Consider the following 20,190-nt stretch of genomic DNA (forward strand, 5'->3'; position numbering starts at 1 on the left):
AAAATACTTGAATTAATTTATTATCGAAATATTAGAGCATACGTAACACCTACAACACCAATAGCAGCTAGGGTGTATACTATTTTAGCAGGCATTACCCCGTCATTTTCAACAGACTTACCAAACATACCAAAAACAAATGGATGAACTAAAAATGGCATTGCGAAGATAAATGGAATCATAGCTGCTGCTTGTGCCCCGAACATACCTCCTTGAACTGCTGCAAACAATCCAAAGTGGGATAAAGCTGATGAAGCCGCCATAGATGCATCGCTTATTGGCATGCCGCTAAGGCTTAACATTAAAAAGCTTGAGAATACTGCAACTACCTGTAATCCAAAGGAGAATTGCATTAAGCCTTTAACTTCGCTAGCTTCTTCACCTTTTGCATTTCTAAGTGTTTTTAAGGATACAATTGTTAACCCAAGACCAATAATAACTAGTGGAACAACCCAGCCAACTAATAAAGAACCACGTTCTGCACTTGCCGCTAGTATAGAAAATACAAATACATGTCCGAAGAAAGGAATATTTATCATTATTGGTGCTCTAGATGCAGCATCTGGACCTAAGTCACCAGCAGTACAAGCTCCAGTTAATCCTGAGTGAGAAAGCGCTCCTGCCATACCAGGTGCAAGATTACGTACGTGATTAGCCTTACCAAATAATATAAGTATTGATAAACCACCAAACATCCAAAATAACTGTCCAGAAAGACCATAGGTTAAAACGGCTCTCATCTCAGTAAGCTTTAATGCTTCAAGAATTTGTGAACCGCCTACTATAAAGTTAGCAGCAAGCACTATTGGAATCCCAGCAAAAAGTAATGATCTAAGTGTTGGTCCGAACTTCCAATTAGAAAGTATTGCACCCAAACCAGCAGACATAATCATAGCAAAAAAGATTTGGGGTAATGCAATAATTGGTTTAATCCACCGAGCAATGTTCGCTGAAATAATTAATATTATAAGAATAGCAAGAATTTCATATATACCTTTTCTTATATACTCTGATTTATTTTTTACTGTTGCTTTATAATCAATTAAAATTATTGATCCAGCTATACCAATATAAGCTAAGATTGGATAAAAACCTTTAAGCGGATCACCTACCGATGCCCCTATAATTAATCTATAAACTCCCTCGATGCCAAGAAGTATAAAAAAGGATCTTAGGATAAATACAAGTTGTGTACGTCTAGTTCCAAGAATAATCTCCTCATCGGATGGTATAAACATATCTTCGCTTTCTAATTTTTCGTGGGAGAGTATTTTTTTTAGCTCTTGGCCTCCGACAAAAAAGGAAGCAATTAGTGCAGTTATTGTTACCTTACTCATTAAATTTACTATAGGAAACTCATCTAAACCAGGTGTAGCGATATTACCATTAACTAATGCTAATCCCATTCCTAATCCAAAAATTACTATGATTAGAATTGGAGAGTACTTTGTTCCAGCTACAACAGTACGAGCAATTAAAACAATAGGAATTAATAATAATAGTGTCAACCAAAGCTGATTGAGCATTTGTACATGTACAACTTGTTCAACTAATTGTTCCATAGTACCTCCTTAACATATAAACATTTTAATTATTTTTATATAATAGTAATATTAGCATAAAGAACGAAAATTATGTAAATTATTAATGTGTATAAGTGATAGAAGAAATTACCGAGAAGAAGCCACAGAAAATTATACAAACTTTTGTGGATTAAGTAGTTGCGGAAATAACTAATCTTAAATTAGAGATGATAACCATACTATGTACACAAAAGGCCTATATTATAATTAGTATATATCCTAATAAGAAAAAACCCTTCAATTAATGAAGGGTTCTTTTGCATAAATTATAAAATAAATATGCGATTTTATTATGAAAATATTAATGCATACGCAAGACCTAAGGTTCCTAGGGAAGCTAATGTGTATACTATTTTAGCAGGCATTACGCCATCATTTTCAACAGACTTACCAAATATACCGAAAACAAATGGATGAACTAAGAATGGCATAGCAAAGATAAATGGAATCATAGCTGCTGCCTGTTCCCCAAACATACCCCCCTGAACTGCTGCAAACAATCCAAAGTGAGATAGAGCTGATGAAGCTGCCATAGATGCATCGCTTATTGGCATACCGCTAAGGCTTAACATTAAAAAGCTTGAGAATACTGCAACTACCTGTAATCCAAAGGAGAATTGCATTAAACCTTTAACTTCGATAGCTTCCTCACCTTTTGCGTTTCTAAGTGTTTTTAAAGATACTACTGTTAACCCAAGACCAATAATAACTAATGGTACAACCCAACCAACTAACAAGGAACCACGTTCCGCACTTGCTGCTAGTATTGAGAATACGAATACATGTCCAAAGAATGGAATGTTTATCATTATTGGAGCTCTAGATGCTGCATCTGGTCCTAAATCACCAGCAGTACAAGCTCCAGTCAATCCTGAGTGAGAAAGTGCTCCTGCCATACCAGGTGCAAGGTTACGTACATGATTAGCTTTACCAAATAATATAAGTATTGATAAACCACCAAACATCCAAAATAACTGTCCAGAAAGACCATAAGTTAAAACTGCTCTCATTTCAGTAAGCTTTAGTGCTTCAAGAATCTGTGAACCACCTACTATAAAGTTAGCCGCAAGCACTACTGGTATTCCAGCAAAAATTAATGATCTAAGTGTTGGACCAAATTTCCAGTTAGATAATATCGCACCTAAACCTGCAGATAGAATCATAGCAAAGAAAATCTGAGGTAATGCAATGATTGGTTTAATCCACTGTGCTACATTAGCTGATATAACCAATATTAAAATAATAACAATAATTTCAAATACACCTTTTCTTATATAATGTGATCTATCTGATATTGTTGCTTTGTAATCGATTAAAATAATTGAACCGCATATACCAATGTAAGCTATAATTGGATAAAATTTTGCAAGCTGATCATTTGCCGGTACTCCCAAAATTAATTTGTTAACACCTTCGATACCAAGAAGTATGAAGAAAGATCTTATAATAAATACAAGTTGTGTACGCTTAGTTCCAAGAATAATTTCCTCATCGGATGGTACAACCATGTCTTCACTTTCTAATTTTTCATGGGATAGTATTTTTTTAAGTTCTTGTCCTCCAACAAAGAAGGATGCAATTAATGCAATTATAGTTACCTTACTCATTAAATTTACTATCGGAAATTCAGATAAGCCAGGTGTAGCAACGTTACCTTTAACTAGTGCTAATCCCATACCCAATCCGAAAATTACTATGATTAGGATTGGAGAGTATCTCGTTCCGGCTACAACAGTACGAGCAATTAAAACAATAGGAATTAATAATAATAGCGTTAGCCAAAGCTGATTAAGCATTTGTACGTTTACAATTTGTTCAACTAATTGTTCCATATAGTGCCTCCTTATTCTACAAATAATATTGTGAGATTCATACTAAATAATAGTAGCATGGGAAGCGAAAAATGTCTACATTTGTCACGCTAAAAATTATGAACAAATTGAAAATTAAATAAAATGAATAAAATTATTTAACTGTAATAAAATGAAAATATTTACTTTATATACAGATGCTTGTTTGCAACTTAGTAGCTATATAATGCAACTTAGTATTATACATATTTACTTAATAAGTTGAGTTGTTTATAGTTAAAATATAAATAATGCTTTTTACAGGTGGTGTTAGGTTGAAGATTACAATAGATGAATCCTCTAACAATTCAGAAGTAGAAATAATAATTAAATGTAAGGCAGTTGACGATGAAATTCATAGGATAATGTCTATGATTAAAAACTCTGAAGAAAAAATTCTTGGGATAATGTATGGTGAAACTTATTTCATAGAGCCAGAGAATATTTTTTATTTTGAAAGTGTGGATAAGAGGACATTTATGTATACAAAGTCACAGGTGCTTGAAACACACTTAAGGTTATATGAGGTTGAGAAAAAACTGACAAAATATGATTTTTTTAGAGCGAGTAAGTCAACTATAATTAATATTTCAAAGATTAAAAGACTATCACCAAAATTTAATGGAAAGCTGGAGGTACTTTTAGAAAATGATGAAAGGCTTATTATTTCAAGACAATATATGAGGATTATAAAAGAAATTTTAGGATTATAAAGGAGGGGTTACATTGAAAAAGTTTGTAGAATTTACTGTTCAATTTAAATTTGTGTGGGGATTATTTTTTACAGCAGCAATGTTATTATATACCACAATAAGTATGATTTTAGGTGCTAAATCTATGGAGTTTGTTGTTGTGTGGCAATTTGTTTTAATAACTCTTATTATTACTTTCTTTCATTATCTTATTTTTGGTGAACTAATATTAAGTACTACTAAAACTAAATATAAAGTAATGATACATTCTATATTGTGCTATGTTACATTATTCATATGGGGTAAATCCCTTAATTGGGTAAGCATTTCAAATATTATCTCTGTGATGATATTTACTTTGGGATATATTACTTTATACTCACTATGCATGCTTTCATTTTATATTTATTATAAGTCAACTGGAGAAGAATTGAATAATAAGTTAACAGCATATAAACAAAATTTAAATAAGGAGAAAAGCCAATGATGAATATAATTGAAATCGAAAATTTGACAAAGTCATATGGTAAAATTCGTGGCATAGAAAATGTAAGACTGCAGGTTAAACAAGGAGAAATATTTGGTTTTATAGGACCTAATGGTGCTGGTAAATCTACTACCATCAAGGTATTATTAAATCTCATTTTTCCAACATCGGGGGAGGCAAGAATTTTTGGATTAAATTGTGTTACTGAAGGAACTAAAATTAAAGAAAGCATAGGATATGTTCCAAGTGAAGTTAGATATTATGACAATATGAAGGTTTCTGAGCTTATCCATTATGCTGAATCCTTTCACAAAAATGTGGATAGTGATTATGTAGCAGAGTTATGCAAAAATTTTGATGTTGAACTTGATAAAAACATTTCTGAACTTTCACTTGGAAATAGGAAGAAGGTTGCCATCGTTCAAGCCATGCTTCATAAGCCAGAACTTTTAATTTTAGATGAACCTACTAATGGGTTAGATCCTTTAATTCAGCAAAAGCTTTTTAATACTTTATTATCTTTAAAGGGAAAAGGTACAACTATATTTTTATCAAGTCACAACCTTACAGAAGTGGAAGCGTTTTGTGATAAAGTTGCTATCATAAAGGAAGGTAAAATAGTAGATGTTAAAGATATATCTAGTTTTACTAACAGAAAGGTAAAAAGAGTCACTCTAAAGCTTTCAGAAAATATTGAAGATGAAATTAGAAAAATTGGTGGAGAAATCTTAGATAAAGGTAAGGAAAGTTTGGTTTTTCACTACAATGGGAATATAAATAAGCTTATTTCCGTAATAATAAAATACAATTTAAAGGATATCACAATAGAAGAGAAGAAACTATCGGAAGTATTCATGAGTTACTATAAATAAGGAGGGAAAACAAATGAATGTATTTAAGATGGAAGTAAAAAAGGGCATGAGACCCTTGAGTATATGGAGCATTGTTTGTGTGCTTTTGACTATTTTATTTATGTCCATGTTTCCTTCAATGAAGGATAGTGGGATGAAGGAAATAGTAAATACAAAAATGGATGCTATGCCGCAGGCAATATTAGAGGCTTTTAATTTAAAGAGCATGCCTGATTTTACAAAGTTAAATGAATATTTTGCATACGTTTTTCAATATATAGTGATAGCAGGAAGCATTTACGCAGGTATGTTGGGAGCAAAATCGCTCATCAAAGAAGAAAGTGAAGGAACTATAGAATTTCTTTATGCACAGCCAATAAGCAGGAATAAAATCGTTACAATGAAAATTTTGTCTTCGCTGGCTTTATTTTATATATTTGTTGTCATAATGGCTGTTACTTCAACTATAATATCGCTAATTGTAAAACCATCTGATTTAAAAATAATAAGCTTGATTACAGATATGAAAATACTTTTTTCAGCATTCCTGTTAGTAGGGTTAGTATTTATGGCTGTAGGATTTCTGCTTTCTTCCTTAATTTCACATCTAAGACTTGTAATGCCTATATTCATGGGGCTTTTCTTTACAACGTATCTTTTAGGTATGTTCTCTAATATGATAGATCAGCTTAAATTTCTAAAGTATTTTTCACCCTTTCATTATGCAGTACCATTAGAAATTATTAAAGATGGATTTGATGGAATAAGTATAGCTTTGGCACTGGTGATAATTTTTCTATCTATTTCATGTACGTACATCACGTATAGAAAGAAAGATTTTAGAATATAAGTACTTTGTGCTGATAACAATAAAATATATCTAAAGACTGTGTCAGAATATATAAATATTTAATATGACATAGTCTTTTAATTTTATAACTTAAGGAAGCGTTTACTATAAACTAATAATTGAAAAGGAGCACTACTACTATGTATAATATAATCTAGATAAAACAACAAGGAGGAGATTTTTTGAAAGAAACAATTAAGAGGATACTAAACTTAGATTTTAGATTTAGGGCAGGCGCTAAGTATATTAAGGTATCCATGGCAGCATGTATATCAGTATTTTTAATTATGGGAATGGCTACGGGTTGCACATCTACATCAGGAGATGATAAGGCAACAATAGCTCCAGTTGAAACTCAAGATACTAAAAAGTCTCAGGATGTATCTAAGGAGTCTACGACGTCAGTAAATGGAGAGCTTAAAGTTCACTTCATAGACGTAGGACAGGCTGATTCTATATTAGTCCAGCAGGGAAGTTCTGCAATGCTTATTGATGCAGGAAATAATGCTGATAATCAGACAGTTAAAAGTTATTTAGATAGGCAAGGAATTAATGAGCTTAAGTACTTTATTGGTACACATAAGGATGAAGATCATATTGGAAGCGCAGATTACATAATAAATTCATTTAAGGTAGGAAAGGTATATTTTCCAAAGCAGACAGCAACTACAAAGACCTTTGAAGATTTTGTAAGAGTTGTTAAGGGGAAAGGACTTAAGCTTACTGTTCCAACAGTAGGTGAAAGCTTTAAATTAGGAGATGCTACTGTTACTATACTTGCTCCAAATAGCTCTAGTTATCAGGATGCTAACGATTATTCAATAGTAGTTAAAGTATCTTATGGAAGTACTTCGTTTTTACTAACTGGAGATGCTGAAAGTGTAAGTGAAAGCGAAATGGTAAGTAAGGGCTTAGATTTAAGAGCTACAGTACTTAAAGTAGGACACCATGGAAGTAAATCATCAACTAGTCAAAGCTTCTTAAATAAAGTAAATCCTAAGTATGCGGTTATTTCAGTAGGTAAAGATAATGACTATGGACATCCTAAACAAGAAGTGATGAACAGATTAAAAGCAAAAAATATACCTGTTTATAGAACTGATGAAAGAGGAACTATAGTAGCTACAAGTAACGGAAGTGAAGTTAAATTTAGTACGAACCCTGGTAGCTATAATGGTGCAGCTTCAAGTTCAAGCTCATCAAGCTCTACAGGAAATAGTACAACTACAAAAACTCAAGTTGTACCAGCAGCCGTTGCTCCAAAGTCCACTGTACCAACTACACCAAAAACAACTACATCAGCAAACAATAATGCTAGGATAGTATATCATACTCCTTCAGGGAAATCCTATCATTATGACAAAAATTGTAGAACACTCTCGAGAAGTAAAACGATATTACAATTTACCTTAGATGAAGCTATTAACTCAAGTTATTCAGACCCATGTGATGTTTGTACTTACTAGGAGGTTTAAAAAGCTATGAAAGTAATAATTGATAGATTTGAAGAGGATTTTGCGGTATGTGAAAGAGAAAATAAAACTATGCTAGATATACCAAAGGAAATTTTGCCTGAAGAAGCTAAAGAGGGCGATGTGCTCAATATAAATATTAGCATTGATACTGAAGAAACAGAAAGTAGAAAAAAGCTTATTCAAGAATTGACTAAAGATATTTGGTCATAAGAAGTGCCACCCACGTGGCAAGTGGCAAGTACTAATATGAAAACATACCTAGATTTATATGAATTAAATCTAGGTATGTTTTCTTGTTAATCTACAAATTCATTATTTTTGAAGTTTCCTATGTTAACTTTACCATCAGCAAATATGTACATTCCTTGTCCCTCTCGTACATCATTTTTCCACGTACCTACATATTTATCGCCGTCAGACCAGGTGTGAATGCCGTAACCATGCCTTAAGTCATTTGACCACTCACCGGCATAAACGTCTCCGTCTGGCCAAGAGCAAACACCTTCACCAGATCGTGTACCATTTTCCCAATTACCTACATATACTTCTCCATCTGGCCAGGTATAAATTCCATGGCCGTGTTTATCATCATTTTTCCATTGACCTATATATTTTTCACCACATGACCAGGTAAAAGTGCCTTGACCATCCATTTGATCATTCTTCCATTGACCTGTATATATGCTACCATCTTTGTAAAAATAAGTTCCTTCTCCATGCATTCTACCATCTTTGCGGTCGCCAACATAAGAGCCGCCATGGACATGAGCTGTATGCTCTGGTGCAGCAATTTCTACATTTGTCATTTTCAACTTCTTAAGATTGGAATTATTTATTGTGATTTTTTTCATATTCAAATTTCTCCTTATATTCCTTAATTTCATTTTTATTATGCCACAAGTAAAATTAAATTTCATGTTTTTATGCAATTATTTTGTTGAAATATTTATTTTTGGATATTTTCTTCTTTAGTTTTATTAAATTTTTATTATTTATACATAAATTATTTATAGCCATTTTTATTCGAACTTGATTATTTGTAAATTATAGTATATAATAACATAAATTATAGTGTGATAAATAATATGATGAATCTAAGTGAAATAAGCAGTATATAAGGATTAGCGAAGCTACTGTAGCTAATTTATATATGCGAATGTAGGTATGAAAAAAGATGAATGAATATAAGTTGCCTCAATTGATTAGGCAAATGTTTTATATTTATCCAAGTTTTTTCATGGGCAATGGACCATAAAAACAAGTTCAACTATATTAACATAATATGGAAGTTATTAGTGAATTTATTATTTGTACAGTGACACTAAATTAAATTTTGCTCTTTTGCAACGTTGAATAATTATTTTTGATATGAAAAAATCAAATTAAAAAGTCAGGCTAAGGGTAGATGTAGGCTTTAATAAATTATTAATGAAATGCACGGAGAAAATTATTATAGAAAAATTTATTACTTTAGTGAACTGTTAACCGGATTTTAGATGAAAGATATTGAAAGTTAAAAATAAGTATGAATAAAAGTAAGTCCATAAAATTTAAAAGAAATAATAACTAGTGTTCCTAATTATTATAAAGGCACTTGTTTTGTAATATTGTTAATGAAATAAACTTAAGAATTTAATGGTGAAGAGCCTGGAAGTAGGGCACGTTTTCTTTGCCGGATAGGAGATTAAATGATAGCGAAAAACAAACCCAAAGTAAAGGTGATCGCATTAGGCGGTCTAGGAGAGATTGGAAAGAATATTACAGCTATAGAATATGATAATGAAATAATTGTTATTGACTGTGGTTTAGCTTTTCCTGATTCAGAAATGTATGGTATAGATTTAGTTATACCAGATATAACGTATTTACTCAATAATAGAGAGAAAGTAAAGGGTTTTGTGTTAACCCATGGCCATGAAGATCATATAGGTGGTCTTCCATATGTTTTGCAAGAGTTAAATGTACCAGTTTATGGTACAAGATTAACATTAGGTCTAGTAAAAAGCAAATTAGAAGAACATAATATGATTTCTGATTGTACACTTATTGAAGTTAAACCAGGCGAAGAGGTTAAAACTGAACATTTTAAAGTTGAATTTATACGAACTTGCCATAGTATTGCAGATGCCTGTGCATTAGCAATACAAACTCCAGAAGGCATCATAGTTCATACTGGAGATTTTAAAATAGATTATACGCCTATTGATGGAGAAGTAATAAATCTTCACCGTTTTGCAAAGCTCGGAAGTCAAAAGGTATTATTATTAATGGCAGATAGTACAAATGTTGAACGTCCAGGCTATACAGTTTCAGAAAAGATTATAGGGGAAAACCTAACAAAGATTTTTGGTACTGCAAAAGGTAGAGTAATTGTTGCTTCCTTTGCATCCAATATTAATAGAATCCAACAAATTATTAATTCATCCTTGTTTTACGGAAGAAAAGTTGCATTTAGTGGAAGAAGCATGGAGAAAATTTCTAAAATAGCTATAGAATTAGGTTATATGCAATTACCTGAAGATCAACTTATAAGTGTAGATGATATTAATAAATATCCTGCTGATAAAATAACAATTATAACAACAGGAAGTCAAGGAGAGCCAATGGCTGCACTTTCAAGAATTGCATATGGAACTCATAGAAAGATAAGTATTGATAGAGGTGACTTGGTAATTATTTCGGCTTCACCAATTCCTGGAAATGAAAAGCCTATATCCAAACTCATAGACGAGCTTTTTAAGAAGGGGGCAGAAGTAATTTATAATGCCTTAGAAGAAGTTCATGTTTCAGGCCACGCTTGTCAAGAAGAGTTAAAGCTGATTCATACGTTAATTAAGCCTAAATTTTTCATGCCTGTTCATGGTGAATATAGGCATTTGAGACAGCATGGATTGCTAGCTGAAAGCTTAGGTATGGATTCGAAAAATATATTTCTTTTAGAAACTGGACAGACACTAGAACTAAGTAGAAATAGTGCTAAAAGATCAGGAAGAGTTACTTCAGGCGCAGTTATGATAGATGGCCTTGGTATAGGTGATGTAGGAAATATAGTACTAAGGGATAGAAAGCACTTATCGCAGGATGGTATATTAACCGTAGTAGTAACAATAGATAAAGCCTCATCTACTGTACTTTCAGGACCAGATATTATTACAAGAGGATTTGTTTATGTAAAAGAATCTGGAAATTTATTAAATGAAGCAACTGAAGTAGTAAAAGCTGAATTAGATAAATGTATGGAGAAAAAGGTTACTGAATGGTTAGTAATAAAATCTAGTATAAAATACTCGTTAGGACAGTTTTTATACAATAAAACAAGAAGAAAACCTATAATTCTTCCAATAATTATGGAAATATAAATATCATTAGATATAGTTAATATAATAAGAATTAAATTACCCCGTAAATATTTTTTATATTTACGGGGTAATTTTTTATTTAAAAAATTAAGGTAGAACCCTAGAGTGGGTCATAAGATGGGGGTATTCTAAGTATAAAAAACATAAATAGGGAATAAATTAAAGTATAGGGAATATATTGAATTAAATAAATGTTTGTGCTATATTATTTTTGTAAATATTTTCTAAAAAAGTTTTTATTTATTTTTTTTAAATTCAATTGTTGAACAATTAAACAATTGTACAATAAGTCATTTTATTATTGGAGGTAATATTTTGTTTACACAACTAAAATCTAAAAAATTGTCAGAACGGGTATCTCAACAAATAATAAGTCTTATTGAATCAGGTGAATTAAAACCAGGAGATAAACTACCTGCGGAAAATATATTTGCTGAAAAGCTAGGCGTAAGCAGAGGAATACTTAGAGAAGCTCTAACATTACTGCAGTTCCAAGGTATCATTAGTAGAAAGCCTAAAGATGGAACTTATATTAGAGAATTATCTAAATATAATTCTATTGGCGAATCAATTTTAAAATCTTTGAAAGAAGCCTCTTATCAAGATTTAATTGAGGTTAGAGAATCTTTAGAGCAAAGGGCAGTGGAACTATCTATAGAAAGGGCAAGTGATGAGCAAATAAGGGAAATAGAAACTTATCTAAACAACATAAATGTTAATGATGCGCAGGATAATATAACGGATTATGATTTTCATTTAAAGCTTGCAGAGTTGTCTAAAAATGTATTACTTATTAATTTTATAGAAAGTTATTATGGACTCATTAAAGAGCTTGGGAAAATGAGCAGTAAGAATCAAGAACGTAGACAAGTAATAGTAGAAGAGCATAAAGCAATCATCGATTTAATAATTAAAAGAGATGCATACGGAGCAAAGGCAGCAGTTACATATCACCTAAGAAAAGTTAAAGAATCAATACAAACTTCTGATATAAAATAAACTATGGAATTGGGGGGGAGTAAAGTGAAAGATCAAATTAAAATATTATCACCCTGTGCAATTTTAGGATATGGATTTTCGATTGAATCCTTTGCAAATGGAATGAAGGAAAACCCAGATGCTGTAGTTGTGGATGCAGGTTCAACAGACGCAGGTCCTCATAAGCTTGGTGCTGGTGTTGCTATAGTTAGTAGACTCGCATGCAAAAAAGATTTATCAGTTTTAATTAAGGAAAGTAGAAGATATAAGATTCCACTTGTAATAGGTTCTGCAGGGGGATCAGGGGCTAAAGTTCACACTGAATGGACTATTGATATAATAAATGAAATTTTACAGGAAGAAAATATTAAGTGTAAGCTTGCTATAATTTGGGCAGATATTCCGAAAGATAGGATTAATGCAGCAATAAAGGAAAGCAAAGTTGAAGGTATGTCAAAAAATATACCAGTGCTTACTGAAGATATAGTAGATGAAACTAATAATATAGTAGCACAGATGGGAGTGGAGCCAATCCTTGAAGCTTTAGAAAATAAGGCAGATATAATTATATGCGGCAGGGCCTATGACCCAGCACCTTTTGCTGCTATTGGAATATATAATGGATTTGATAAAGCTTTATCCTATCATCTCGGTAAAATACTAGAATGCGGCGCACTATGTGCTGAGCCTGGTTCCGCAAAGGATTGTATTATGGGGGTATTAAACAAGGATAGCTTTGAAGTATATCCTATTAACAAAGCTAGAAGATGTACTCCAATAAGTGTAGCGGCGCACACATTTTATGAGAAGGACCATCCTTATATTTTAAAAGGCCCAGGAATAGTATTAAACCTAGAAGATTGCGAATTTGAAGCTGTAAGTGAAAATAGAGTAAGGGTAAAAGGCAGCAGAATAGCAAAAACTCCTGTTTATAAAATTAAACTAGAAGGTGCTAGACAGAAGGCATTTAGAACTTTTGTAATGGCAGGCGTAAGGGATCCGATTTTAATAGACAAAATTGAAGAGGTTCAAAATGACGTTGTGAAAAGCGTTAAAGAATATTTTTCAGAAATACCAGCTGAAGATTACACCATAAACTTTTATAACTATGGCAAGAATGGAGTAATGGGTGAATTAGAGCCTATTAACGATACTCCACATGAAATAGGAGTGCTCTTTGAGGTGCTGGCAAAGACTCAAAATCAGGCATCAACTATATGCAGCTCAGTACGTTCAACCTTTATGCACTATGGATATGAGGGTAGGAAGTCAACATCTGGGAATCTGGCATTTCCTTTTGCACCTAGCGATGTGGAATTTGGTATTGTATATGAGTTTTCAGTTTATCATCTAATGGAAGTAAAAGACGGTAAGGAAATGTTTCCTATAGAGTACAGGGAGGTGCAATAATGGATAGGTTAGTTGATATTGCAAAGGTTCTTAGAAGCAAAAATAGTGGACCCTTTGAAATAACGTTAGATATTCTATTCGATACTACAGAGAAATATGAAAGATTAGTAAAATCAGGGAAAATAAATAAGGAGTTAATAGCCTCTTTATATAAAATTCCTACTGATGATATTACTAATTTAGTATTCTTCAAAAAGGGGCTGGGAATAAAAATAACATTTAATAGGAAAACGTCTTCAGGAACCTGTGGAGACAGAGATGTTTATGGTGCACAGCAGCATGCTCCTCTTTTTGATATTTTAATACCATGAAAGGAGGGTGACTATGGAGTTAAAACCATCAACAATAGAAACACATGATAAGATAAAAACTAAACAGCTAAAGCCTTCAGTAAAATCAAAACTTAAGAAGATAAAGGAAGATAGAGCTCTTTATCTAATACTTCTTCCAACACTCATTTACTTTATTATTTTTAGGCTCTGGCCAATTTTCAATATGAAGCTTGCTTTTTATGATTATAGGTCACTAGGTCCATGGAAATGGGCAGGACTTAAATACTTTAAGCTTATTTTTAAATCACCATTATTTGAAGTAATTGTAAAAAACACATTAATTATAAGCTTTATGAAATATGTAATATTATTCCCATTTATAGTGTTGTTTGCAATATTACTTACAGAGCTTAAAAGCAATGTATTTAGAAAATATGTACAAGTGGTTTCTTTTTTACCACATTTTCTGTCTTGGGTAGTTATTGCCGGAATATGGATATCATTTTTATCACCATCATCAGGAGCAATAAATCAAATATTAGGGATATTTAATATATCACCTATAGACTTCATGACAGATAAGGAAAAGATAAGATGGGTGTTATTATTTTCTGAAGCATGGAGAAGTATAGGATGGGACTCAATAATATATTTCACAGCAATAATTTCCATAAGCCCAAATATATTTGAGGCTGCTGAAATAGATGGTGCAAATAGGCTTGATATAATAAGGTATATAGTACTTCCAGCTCTAGTTGTGCCAATGGTTACAATGTTCATCTTAAATTTAGGATTCTTTTTAAATGCTGGATTTGATCAGGTGTTTAACTTTACTAATGATTCTGTGAACAGTGTAATTGACATACTTGATACCTACATTTATAGGTTAGGCCTTGTAAATGGTCAATATTCACTAGCTACAGCAGTAGGTGTTCTTAAGGGTATTATAGGCGTATTACTAGTTTTAATAACACATTTTATCAGTAAAAAATTAACAGGTGAGGGGGTATGGTAGTAAATGAAGTATAAAAGTAAACTTAAAAAGCTTAGTATATATCAGATCACTTTAATGATGTTTCTATTTATTCTAACACTTACTATGATAATCCCCTTGCTTAACATACTTGCAGTATCGCTTTCAGATCCATCAGTATCACCTACTATGTCTGGATTAAACATAATACCTAAAAAGCTTAATTTTATTAACTATAAAATAGTGCTGAGCCATCCTGTATTACTGCCAGCTCTTTTTAATTCAGTGTTTATTACAGTGGTTGGAACTTTTATAAATATAGTATTAACTACTACAGCAGCTTATGTTTTAACAAGGCCAGGCCTCATATTAAAAAAAACTTTAATGGTATTTTTAATATTTATGATGTTATTTGATCCAGGACTCGTGCCTGAATATCTGGTAATTAAGGATATAGGTTTAATAGGAAGTCAGTGGTCTGTAATACTAGTATCTGCTGTAAATGTTTATTACTTAATAATAATGATGCGATATTTTAATGAAGTACCAAAGGAGATGTTTGAAGCAGCTCAAATAGATGGATGTGGGCACATTAAAATGCTGTTTAAAATAGTATTTCCTCTTGCCAAAGCTGGAGTAGCAACTATAACAATGTTTTATGCAGTAATTAGATGGAATGAGTATTTTAAGGCAAGCATTTATATAGGAAATGCTTCAAAAACCACTTTACAGGTAATATTAAGGCAGTTTATTGTACTAAACGATACCGTTTCTATTGTAGGAGCTCAAAACATATTAAATTACAACAGCTTAGCTCAACTAGATTTCAATGCTTTAAAATATGCCACAATTATTGTGGCAATAATACCGATTCTAATTCTCTATCCAATTGTCCTTAAGTACTATGCTAAGGATGTTATGGGTGGAGGAGTTAAAGAATAGATAATTTTAAGGGGGATTTATAATGAAAAAGACATTGACTTTAGTTCTGACAGCAGCTCTTATGGCATCAGTATTTACTGGATGCGGAAAAAGCAGTACAGCTTCCACTGAAGTAAAAGATAATGGGAAAACTATTTCGGCTCCTAAGGAAATAGGAAGTTCAGACAAGCCGGTTAAAGTTAGTATCATCATAAAGGATGTAAGTCCAAAGGAAGAAGATGTAAAAAGACTTGAAGAAAAAATGGAAAAGGGAATGGCAGCAGAGAAAAAATATATAGATGTAGAATTTCTAGAAGCTCCAACAGGAACCTATAAAGATGCAGTACCATTAGCTTTTAGAACAGGACAAATTTCTCCAGATTTAATATATTTTCAAGGTGGGGATCAGCCTATAGCCAATGAAGGATTACTTGAAGACTTAACGCCATATATTGAAAATTCAACTAACGTAAAGAATCTTATGGAAGGACATAATAGGGTGAAAATGAAAAACTATCCATATTTATTATGGCTTTCACCAGCAAAAGTAAACACTCCTGTGATGAGAAAAGATTTATTTGATAAACTAGATGGTTCTAAACCATTAATTGAAAATCCTACTCCAGAAAATTACCATAAAATGTTTAAGGAGCTTGTTTCCAAGGGACTAGTTAAATATGCTATCACTGCTGATGGTGACCTTACAAGACTAGATACTGTATTTAATCATGCCTTCGGAGTTACATCTACAGCTATGAAAGTAGATGGGAAATGGATGTTCTCAAAAGCAACTAAATTTGAAAAGGATAAACTAGAATTTTATGCTGCTTTATATAAGGAAGGTTTAATAGATAAAGAGTATATAACTAAAAAATGGGATACTATGGAAAAATCCTTCTATGAAGGGGACGCAGCATTTGTTGCAGCAACTGCAGGAACAGTTATAAATATATATAATAATAAAATGACTCAAACAAAGGGAGCAGGAGCAGAGCTTATTGTTCTTCCACCTGCAAAAGGAGTTTCCCAGGCTTATCAATCTATAGATGTAACTAAGGAATCAAGAGGATTTGCTATGAATGCAAAATCAAAGGTCAAGGATGCGGCATGGGCAGTACTTGAGTTTATGGCAGGTCCAGAAGGAAGAAAGTTAGATAGGTTAGGAATTGAGGGTGTTAATTATAAGATTCAGGGAGATAAAATAGTTTATACTGAAAAGTTCTCTGAATGGTGGCCACGTTTCTGGGAAACTATTAATAAGTTTGATCCTAAGCCAGCATTAGAAAAGCCAATTATGGCTGAACCTGCTATGAAATCTTTAGAAATGGCAAAGCAGTATTACAAAGAAGATATTAATATTTTAATTCCTGAAGAATATTTACCACAATGGGATGGTATGAACGCTCTTTATAAGGAATATGCTGCAGATATAATAAGAGGGGTTAAGCCTATAAGTGCTTTTGATGAGTTTGTTACTAAATGGAATGCAGCTGGCGGTAATGATTTGAATAAGTATCTTGAAGAGCAATTTGCAAACAAATAATGAAATAATCAAGATAAGCGGCGCTAAAGTGCTGCTTATCTTGTAAAGGAGGGCAAAATGATACCAGAAAATTATCTTGAAAAAACTTATGCAGGTTTTCTAGGGATGAACATAGGGATAAGACTTGGTGCACCAGTGGAACCAACTATATGGACATATGAAAGAATAGAGAAAACCTATGGAAATATAACTAATTACGTAAAAGATTTCATTAATTTTGCAGCAGATGATGATGTTAATGGTCCTGTATTTTTCTTGAGAGCTCTAAATGATGAGCAAATTCATGATGAACTTTTGCCGATGCATGTAGGAAATGCTTGGCTTAATTATGCTAGAGAAGGAGTAGGTATGTTTTGGTGGGGTGGTTACGGTACAAGTACAGAACATACAGCATACTTGAATTTAAAAAACGGAATTCCAGCACCAAAATCAGGTTCTATAGAGCAAAATGGAGTAATACTAGCGGAACAAATAGGTGGACAAATATTTGTAGATACTTGGGGACTTGTACTTCCAAATAATATTCACAAAGCTGCAAGTTTTGCAAGAACAGCAGCTAGTGTGTCTCATGATGGTGATGGTATAAATGGAGCGGCATTTATAGCTGCATGTATTTCTAGAGCATATGTGACCAGTGATGTTGAGGAAATTATAAGTGCTGGACTTTCTGTTATCCCAGAAGATTGTACTTATGCAAAGGTTACAAAAGCGGTAATAGATTTTTATAAAAATCACCTTGATGATTTTAGAGCATGCAGAAAATATCTAGAAGAGAACTGGGGATATGATAAGTATAGAGGAGTATGTCACATTATACCTAATGCTGGGGTTTGTGTTCTCTCACTTCTTTATGGAAAAGGCGATTTTAATAGAACTGTTGAAATAGCTACAATGTGTGGATGGGATACAGATTGCAATGCAGGTAATGTAGGAACTATTATGGGAGTTGCATGCGGATTATCAGGAATTGCACCACATTATAGAAAACCGATAAATGACGGTATAGTTTTATCGGGAATTTCAGGATATTTAAATATTTTAGATGTTCCAAGCTATACAAAGGAGTTATGCCTACTTGGATATAAACTTGCAGGAGAAGAGGCACAAGAGGAGCTTGAGGAAAGCTTTAAAGAAGGGGAAATTTATTTTGATTTTGAACTTAGTGGAGCTACTCATAATATGAGGGTTTCAGATCCGTTTTATTGCAGCATTAAACATACCACAGATAAAGCTTGTAAGGGAACAGGATCTCTCGAAGTGCTATTTGACAGGATGGAAAGAGGTAAAAAGTGCAAAATATTTTATAAGCCATTTTATAGAAGACAAGATTTTAGTGATGAAAGATATAGCCCTGTATTTTCTCCAACGGCTTATCCAGGACAAACTGTTTCTATGATGGTATATGCAGAAAGATGGAATGGAGAAAGCATATATATTTCACCATATGTAAGAAATACTTCCACAAAGGAAGATATAACAATAAGTGGAATGGTTATTAAGGAAGAAGGATGGCAAGAAATTAAATTCACAATTCCAGATATGAATGGTGCAGTTATAGATGAAATAGGAATAATTCTAGAGGGAAACTCACCTTCGAAAAACAAAGATCTTGGTAGATTATTTATTGATGAATTTAAGATATATGGTAAAGCTTCTTATACTATAAATATAAAGAAGCAAAAACAAGAATTTGGATCCATTACTCCTTTTTCACACAATCATGGGGCATGGAGCATAGAAGGAGATTACATGCAAGCAATTACTGTTGACCATGCAGAGGCCATGACGGGAAATTACTTTATGAAAGACGTTTCTGTAAAGGGAGAAATAATACCTGAAAATGGGTATAGTCATTTAATATCTGCAAGGGTTCAAGGAACCATCAGAGGATATTATGCTGGGTTTGATGGAAAAGATAAGGTTTCTATTTTATTAAATAATAAGTCTATGAAAACACTAGCGTCATCAGAATTTAAATGGGAATATGGGAAAAAATATGATTTAGAACTTAAAGTACAAGGAAAGACTATTTCCCTTTCAATAGATGATAAAAATTTACTAACTGTTGAAGATGAAATTTTAAGTTATGGGATGGCAGGTTATGCAAAATACTCACTTGGAAGAACACTTTTTGGAAATTTAACAGTTAAAGAACTTTAAAAGGAGAAAATGTATGGCAGTAATAAATTTTGAATTTGCATCTAAAGCATTGTTTCAAACTGCTAGGGCTAAAGTTTTTATTCCAGACAATATACTACAAAGAGGAAATATGAAAGATGCATCGGTTGTGTACCTTCTTCATGGGAAAGGTGATAACGAAAAGTCCTGGGGAATAGAAAGCAACGCATATAAATATGCAAAGCAATACGAAGTTATAATGATAATGCCCTTCGCGGCAAATAGTTTTTATACGAATATGGCTCATGGTGATAAATATTGGGATTTTATAGCTGAAGAACTTCCAAAGGTTTTAGAGAATTCTCTTAGAATATCTAGTTCTAAAGAAAAAACTTTTGTGTGTGGATATTCCATGGGAGGTTATGGAGCTTTAAAGCTTGGATTAACTTATCCAGAAAGATATAGTGCAGTTGGAACTTTATCAGGAAGCTTAAGAAGTATGAAAGAAAATAAATCAAAAATAGGTAGCGGAGAACGCCCGGATTTATTTCTTGCCTTTGGTGATTGTGGGGAAAAGGCAAAAAAAGAAAGTGATATATATTATTTAACAAGTAAAGCATTAAAAGAAGGAAAAAACATTCCTAAACTTTATATTTATTGTGGGAAGAATGACAGTTTATATGATGTAAATATTAGATATAAGAATTTTGCTATAAATAATGACATAGATTTAATTTTTAAGGATGATGATGGCAATCACAGCTTTGAATATTGGGACGAGCAGTTAAATATATTTCTAGAAGTTATTAGTAGCTTAAAATAAAAAAG

General features: G+C 32.5%; 18 protein-coding genes. 15 read left to right on the plus strand and 3 right to left on the minus strand.

What is annotated here, in order from left to right; genetic code table 11:
• Positions 1 to 20: 20 nt before the first annotated feature.
• Together JOC70_RS15180 and JOC70_RS15185 are read right to left on the minus strand one after the other, a co-directional pair.
• Complete coding sequence (locus JOC70_RS15180; RefSeq protein WP_204599738.1) at positions 21 to 1,562, minus strand: hypothetical protein; 1,542 nt, start codon at positions 1,560 to 1,562, stop codon at positions 21 to 23.
• A gap of 311 nt (positions 1,563 to 1,873) precedes the next feature.
• Complete coding sequence (locus tag JOC70_RS15185; RefSeq protein ID WP_204599739.1) at positions 1,874 to 3,415, minus strand: hypothetical protein; 1,542 nt, start codon at positions 3,413 to 3,415, stop codon at positions 1,874 to 1,876.
• Between the two features lie 293 nt (positions 3,416 to 3,708).
• Between JOC70_RS15185 and JOC70_RS15190 the strand changes: the two genes are divergently transcribed.
• The 6 genes from JOC70_RS15190 to JOC70_RS15215 all read left to right on the plus strand — a co-directional run bounded on the left by JOC70_RS15190 (position 3,709) and on the right by JOC70_RS15215 (position 7,998).
• Positions 3,709 to 4,146 carry a LytTR family DNA-binding domain-containing protein gene (locus JOC70_RS15190; RefSeq protein WP_204599740.1) on the plus strand — a complete coding sequence of 146 codons (438 nt, stop codon included), beginning with the start codon at positions 3,709 to 3,711 and terminating at the stop codon, positions 4,144 to 4,146.
• Positions 4,147 to 4,159: 13 nt separating this feature from the next.
• Positions 4,160 to 4,612: a DUF3021 family protein gene (locus JOC70_RS15195; RefSeq protein WP_204599741.1), complete on the plus strand. Its 453-nt coding sequence runs from the start codon at positions 4,160 to 4,162 to the stop codon at positions 4,610 to 4,612.
• Positions 4,609 to 5,484: an ABC transporter ATP-binding protein gene (locus JOC70_RS15200; RefSeq protein WP_341534911.1), complete on the plus strand. Its 876-nt coding sequence runs from the start codon at positions 4,609 to 4,611 to the stop codon at positions 5,482 to 5,484. Before JOC70_RS15195 ends, JOC70_RS15200 begins: the two co-directional genes overlap by 4 nt.
• A 13-nt stretch (positions 5,485 to 5,497) precedes the next feature.
• A complete protein-coding gene (locus JOC70_RS15205; RefSeq protein ID WP_204599742.1) occupies positions 5,498 to 6,313 on the plus strand; it encodes an ABC transporter permease subunit in 816 nt (271 codons plus the stop codon).
• A gap of 182 nt (positions 6,314 to 6,495) precedes the next feature.
• Complete coding sequence (locus tag JOC70_RS15210; RefSeq protein ID WP_243429153.1) at positions 6,496 to 7,779, plus strand: ComEC/Rec2 family competence protein; 1,284 nt, start codon at positions 6,496 to 6,498, stop codon at positions 7,777 to 7,779.
• 15 nt (positions 7,780 to 7,794) lie between these two features.
• Complete coding sequence (locus JOC70_RS15215; protein WP_204599743.1) at positions 7,795 to 7,998, plus strand: DUF3006 domain-containing protein; 204 nt, start codon at positions 7,795 to 7,797, stop codon at positions 7,996 to 7,998.
• Positions 7,999 to 8,084: 86 nt separating this feature from the next.
• Here the strand turns inward: JOC70_RS15215 and JOC70_RS15220 are convergent, their stop codons facing one another.
• Positions 8,085 to 8,639: an MORN repeat-containing protein gene (locus JOC70_RS15220; protein WP_204599744.1), complete on the minus strand. Its 555-nt coding sequence runs from the start codon at positions 8,637 to 8,639 to the stop codon at positions 8,085 to 8,087.
• A gap of 837 nt (positions 8,640 to 9,476) precedes the next feature.
• On the opposite strand from JOC70_RS15220, the gene JOC70_RS15225 reads away from it, so the two are divergent.
• The 9 genes from JOC70_RS15225 to JOC70_RS15265 all read left to right on the plus strand — a co-directional run bounded on the left by JOC70_RS15225 (position 9,477) and on the right by JOC70_RS15265 (position 20,185).
• On the plus strand, positions 9,477 to 11,147 hold the full coding sequence (locus tag JOC70_RS15225) for a ribonuclease J (RefSeq protein WP_204599745.1): 1,671 nt from the start codon (positions 9,477 to 9,479) through the stop codon (positions 11,145 to 11,147).
• 315 nt (positions 11,148 to 11,462) lie between these two features.
• Positions 11,463 to 12,146 (plus strand): FadR/GntR family transcriptional regulator, encoded by a 684-nt coding sequence (locus JOC70_RS15230; RefSeq protein WP_204599746.1) that lies wholly within the window; start codon positions 11,463 to 11,465, stop codon positions 12,144 to 12,146.
• 24 nt (positions 12,147 to 12,170) lie between these two features.
• Complete coding sequence (locus JOC70_RS15235; protein WP_341534912.1) at positions 12,171 to 13,535, plus strand: acyclic terpene utilization AtuA family protein; 1,365 nt, start codon at positions 12,171 to 12,173, stop codon at positions 13,533 to 13,535.
• Positions 13,535 to 13,846 carry a DUF4387 domain-containing protein gene (locus tag JOC70_RS15240; protein ID WP_207755324.1) on the plus strand — a complete coding sequence of 104 codons (312 nt, stop codon included), beginning with the start codon at positions 13,535 to 13,537 and terminating at the stop codon, positions 13,844 to 13,846. The genes JOC70_RS15235 and JOC70_RS15240 overlap by 1 nt, the downstream gene beginning before the upstream one ends.
• Positions 13,847 to 13,859: 13 nt before the next feature.
• Entirely contained in the window at positions 13,860 to 14,822 is a 963-nt protein-coding gene (locus JOC70_RS15245; RefSeq protein WP_204599748.1) for an ABC transporter permease, read from the plus strand.
• A 3-nt stretch (positions 14,823 to 14,825) separates the two neighbouring features.
• Positions 14,826 to 15,722, plus strand: a complete 897-nt coding sequence (locus JOC70_RS15250) for a carbohydrate ABC transporter permease (RefSeq protein WP_204599749.1) — start codon at positions 14,826 to 14,828, stop codon at positions 15,720 to 15,722.
• A 22-nt stretch (positions 15,723 to 15,744) separates the two neighbouring features.
• On the plus strand, positions 15,745 to 17,244 hold the full coding sequence (locus JOC70_RS15255; RefSeq protein ID WP_204599750.1) for an extracellular solute-binding protein: 1,500 nt from the start codon (positions 15,745 to 15,747) through the stop codon (positions 17,242 to 17,244).
• Between the two features lie 57 nt (positions 17,245 to 17,301).
• A complete protein-coding gene (locus JOC70_RS15260; protein ID WP_207755325.1) occupies positions 17,302 to 19,404 on the plus strand; it encodes an ADP-ribosylglycohydrolase family protein in 2,103 nt (700 codons plus the stop codon).
• A 13-nt stretch (positions 19,405 to 19,417) separates the two neighbouring features.
• A complete protein-coding gene (locus JOC70_RS15265; protein WP_204599751.1) occupies positions 19,418 to 20,185 on the plus strand; it encodes an alpha/beta hydrolase in 768 nt (255 codons plus the stop codon).
• Positions 20,186 to 20,190: the final 5 nt, after the last annotated feature.

This window comes from Clostridium pascui (assembly GCF_016908015.1).
In the GTDB taxonomy this organism is placed as follows: Bacteria; Bacillota; Clostridia; order Clostridiales; family Clostridiaceae; genus Clostridium_AK; species Clostridium_AK pascui.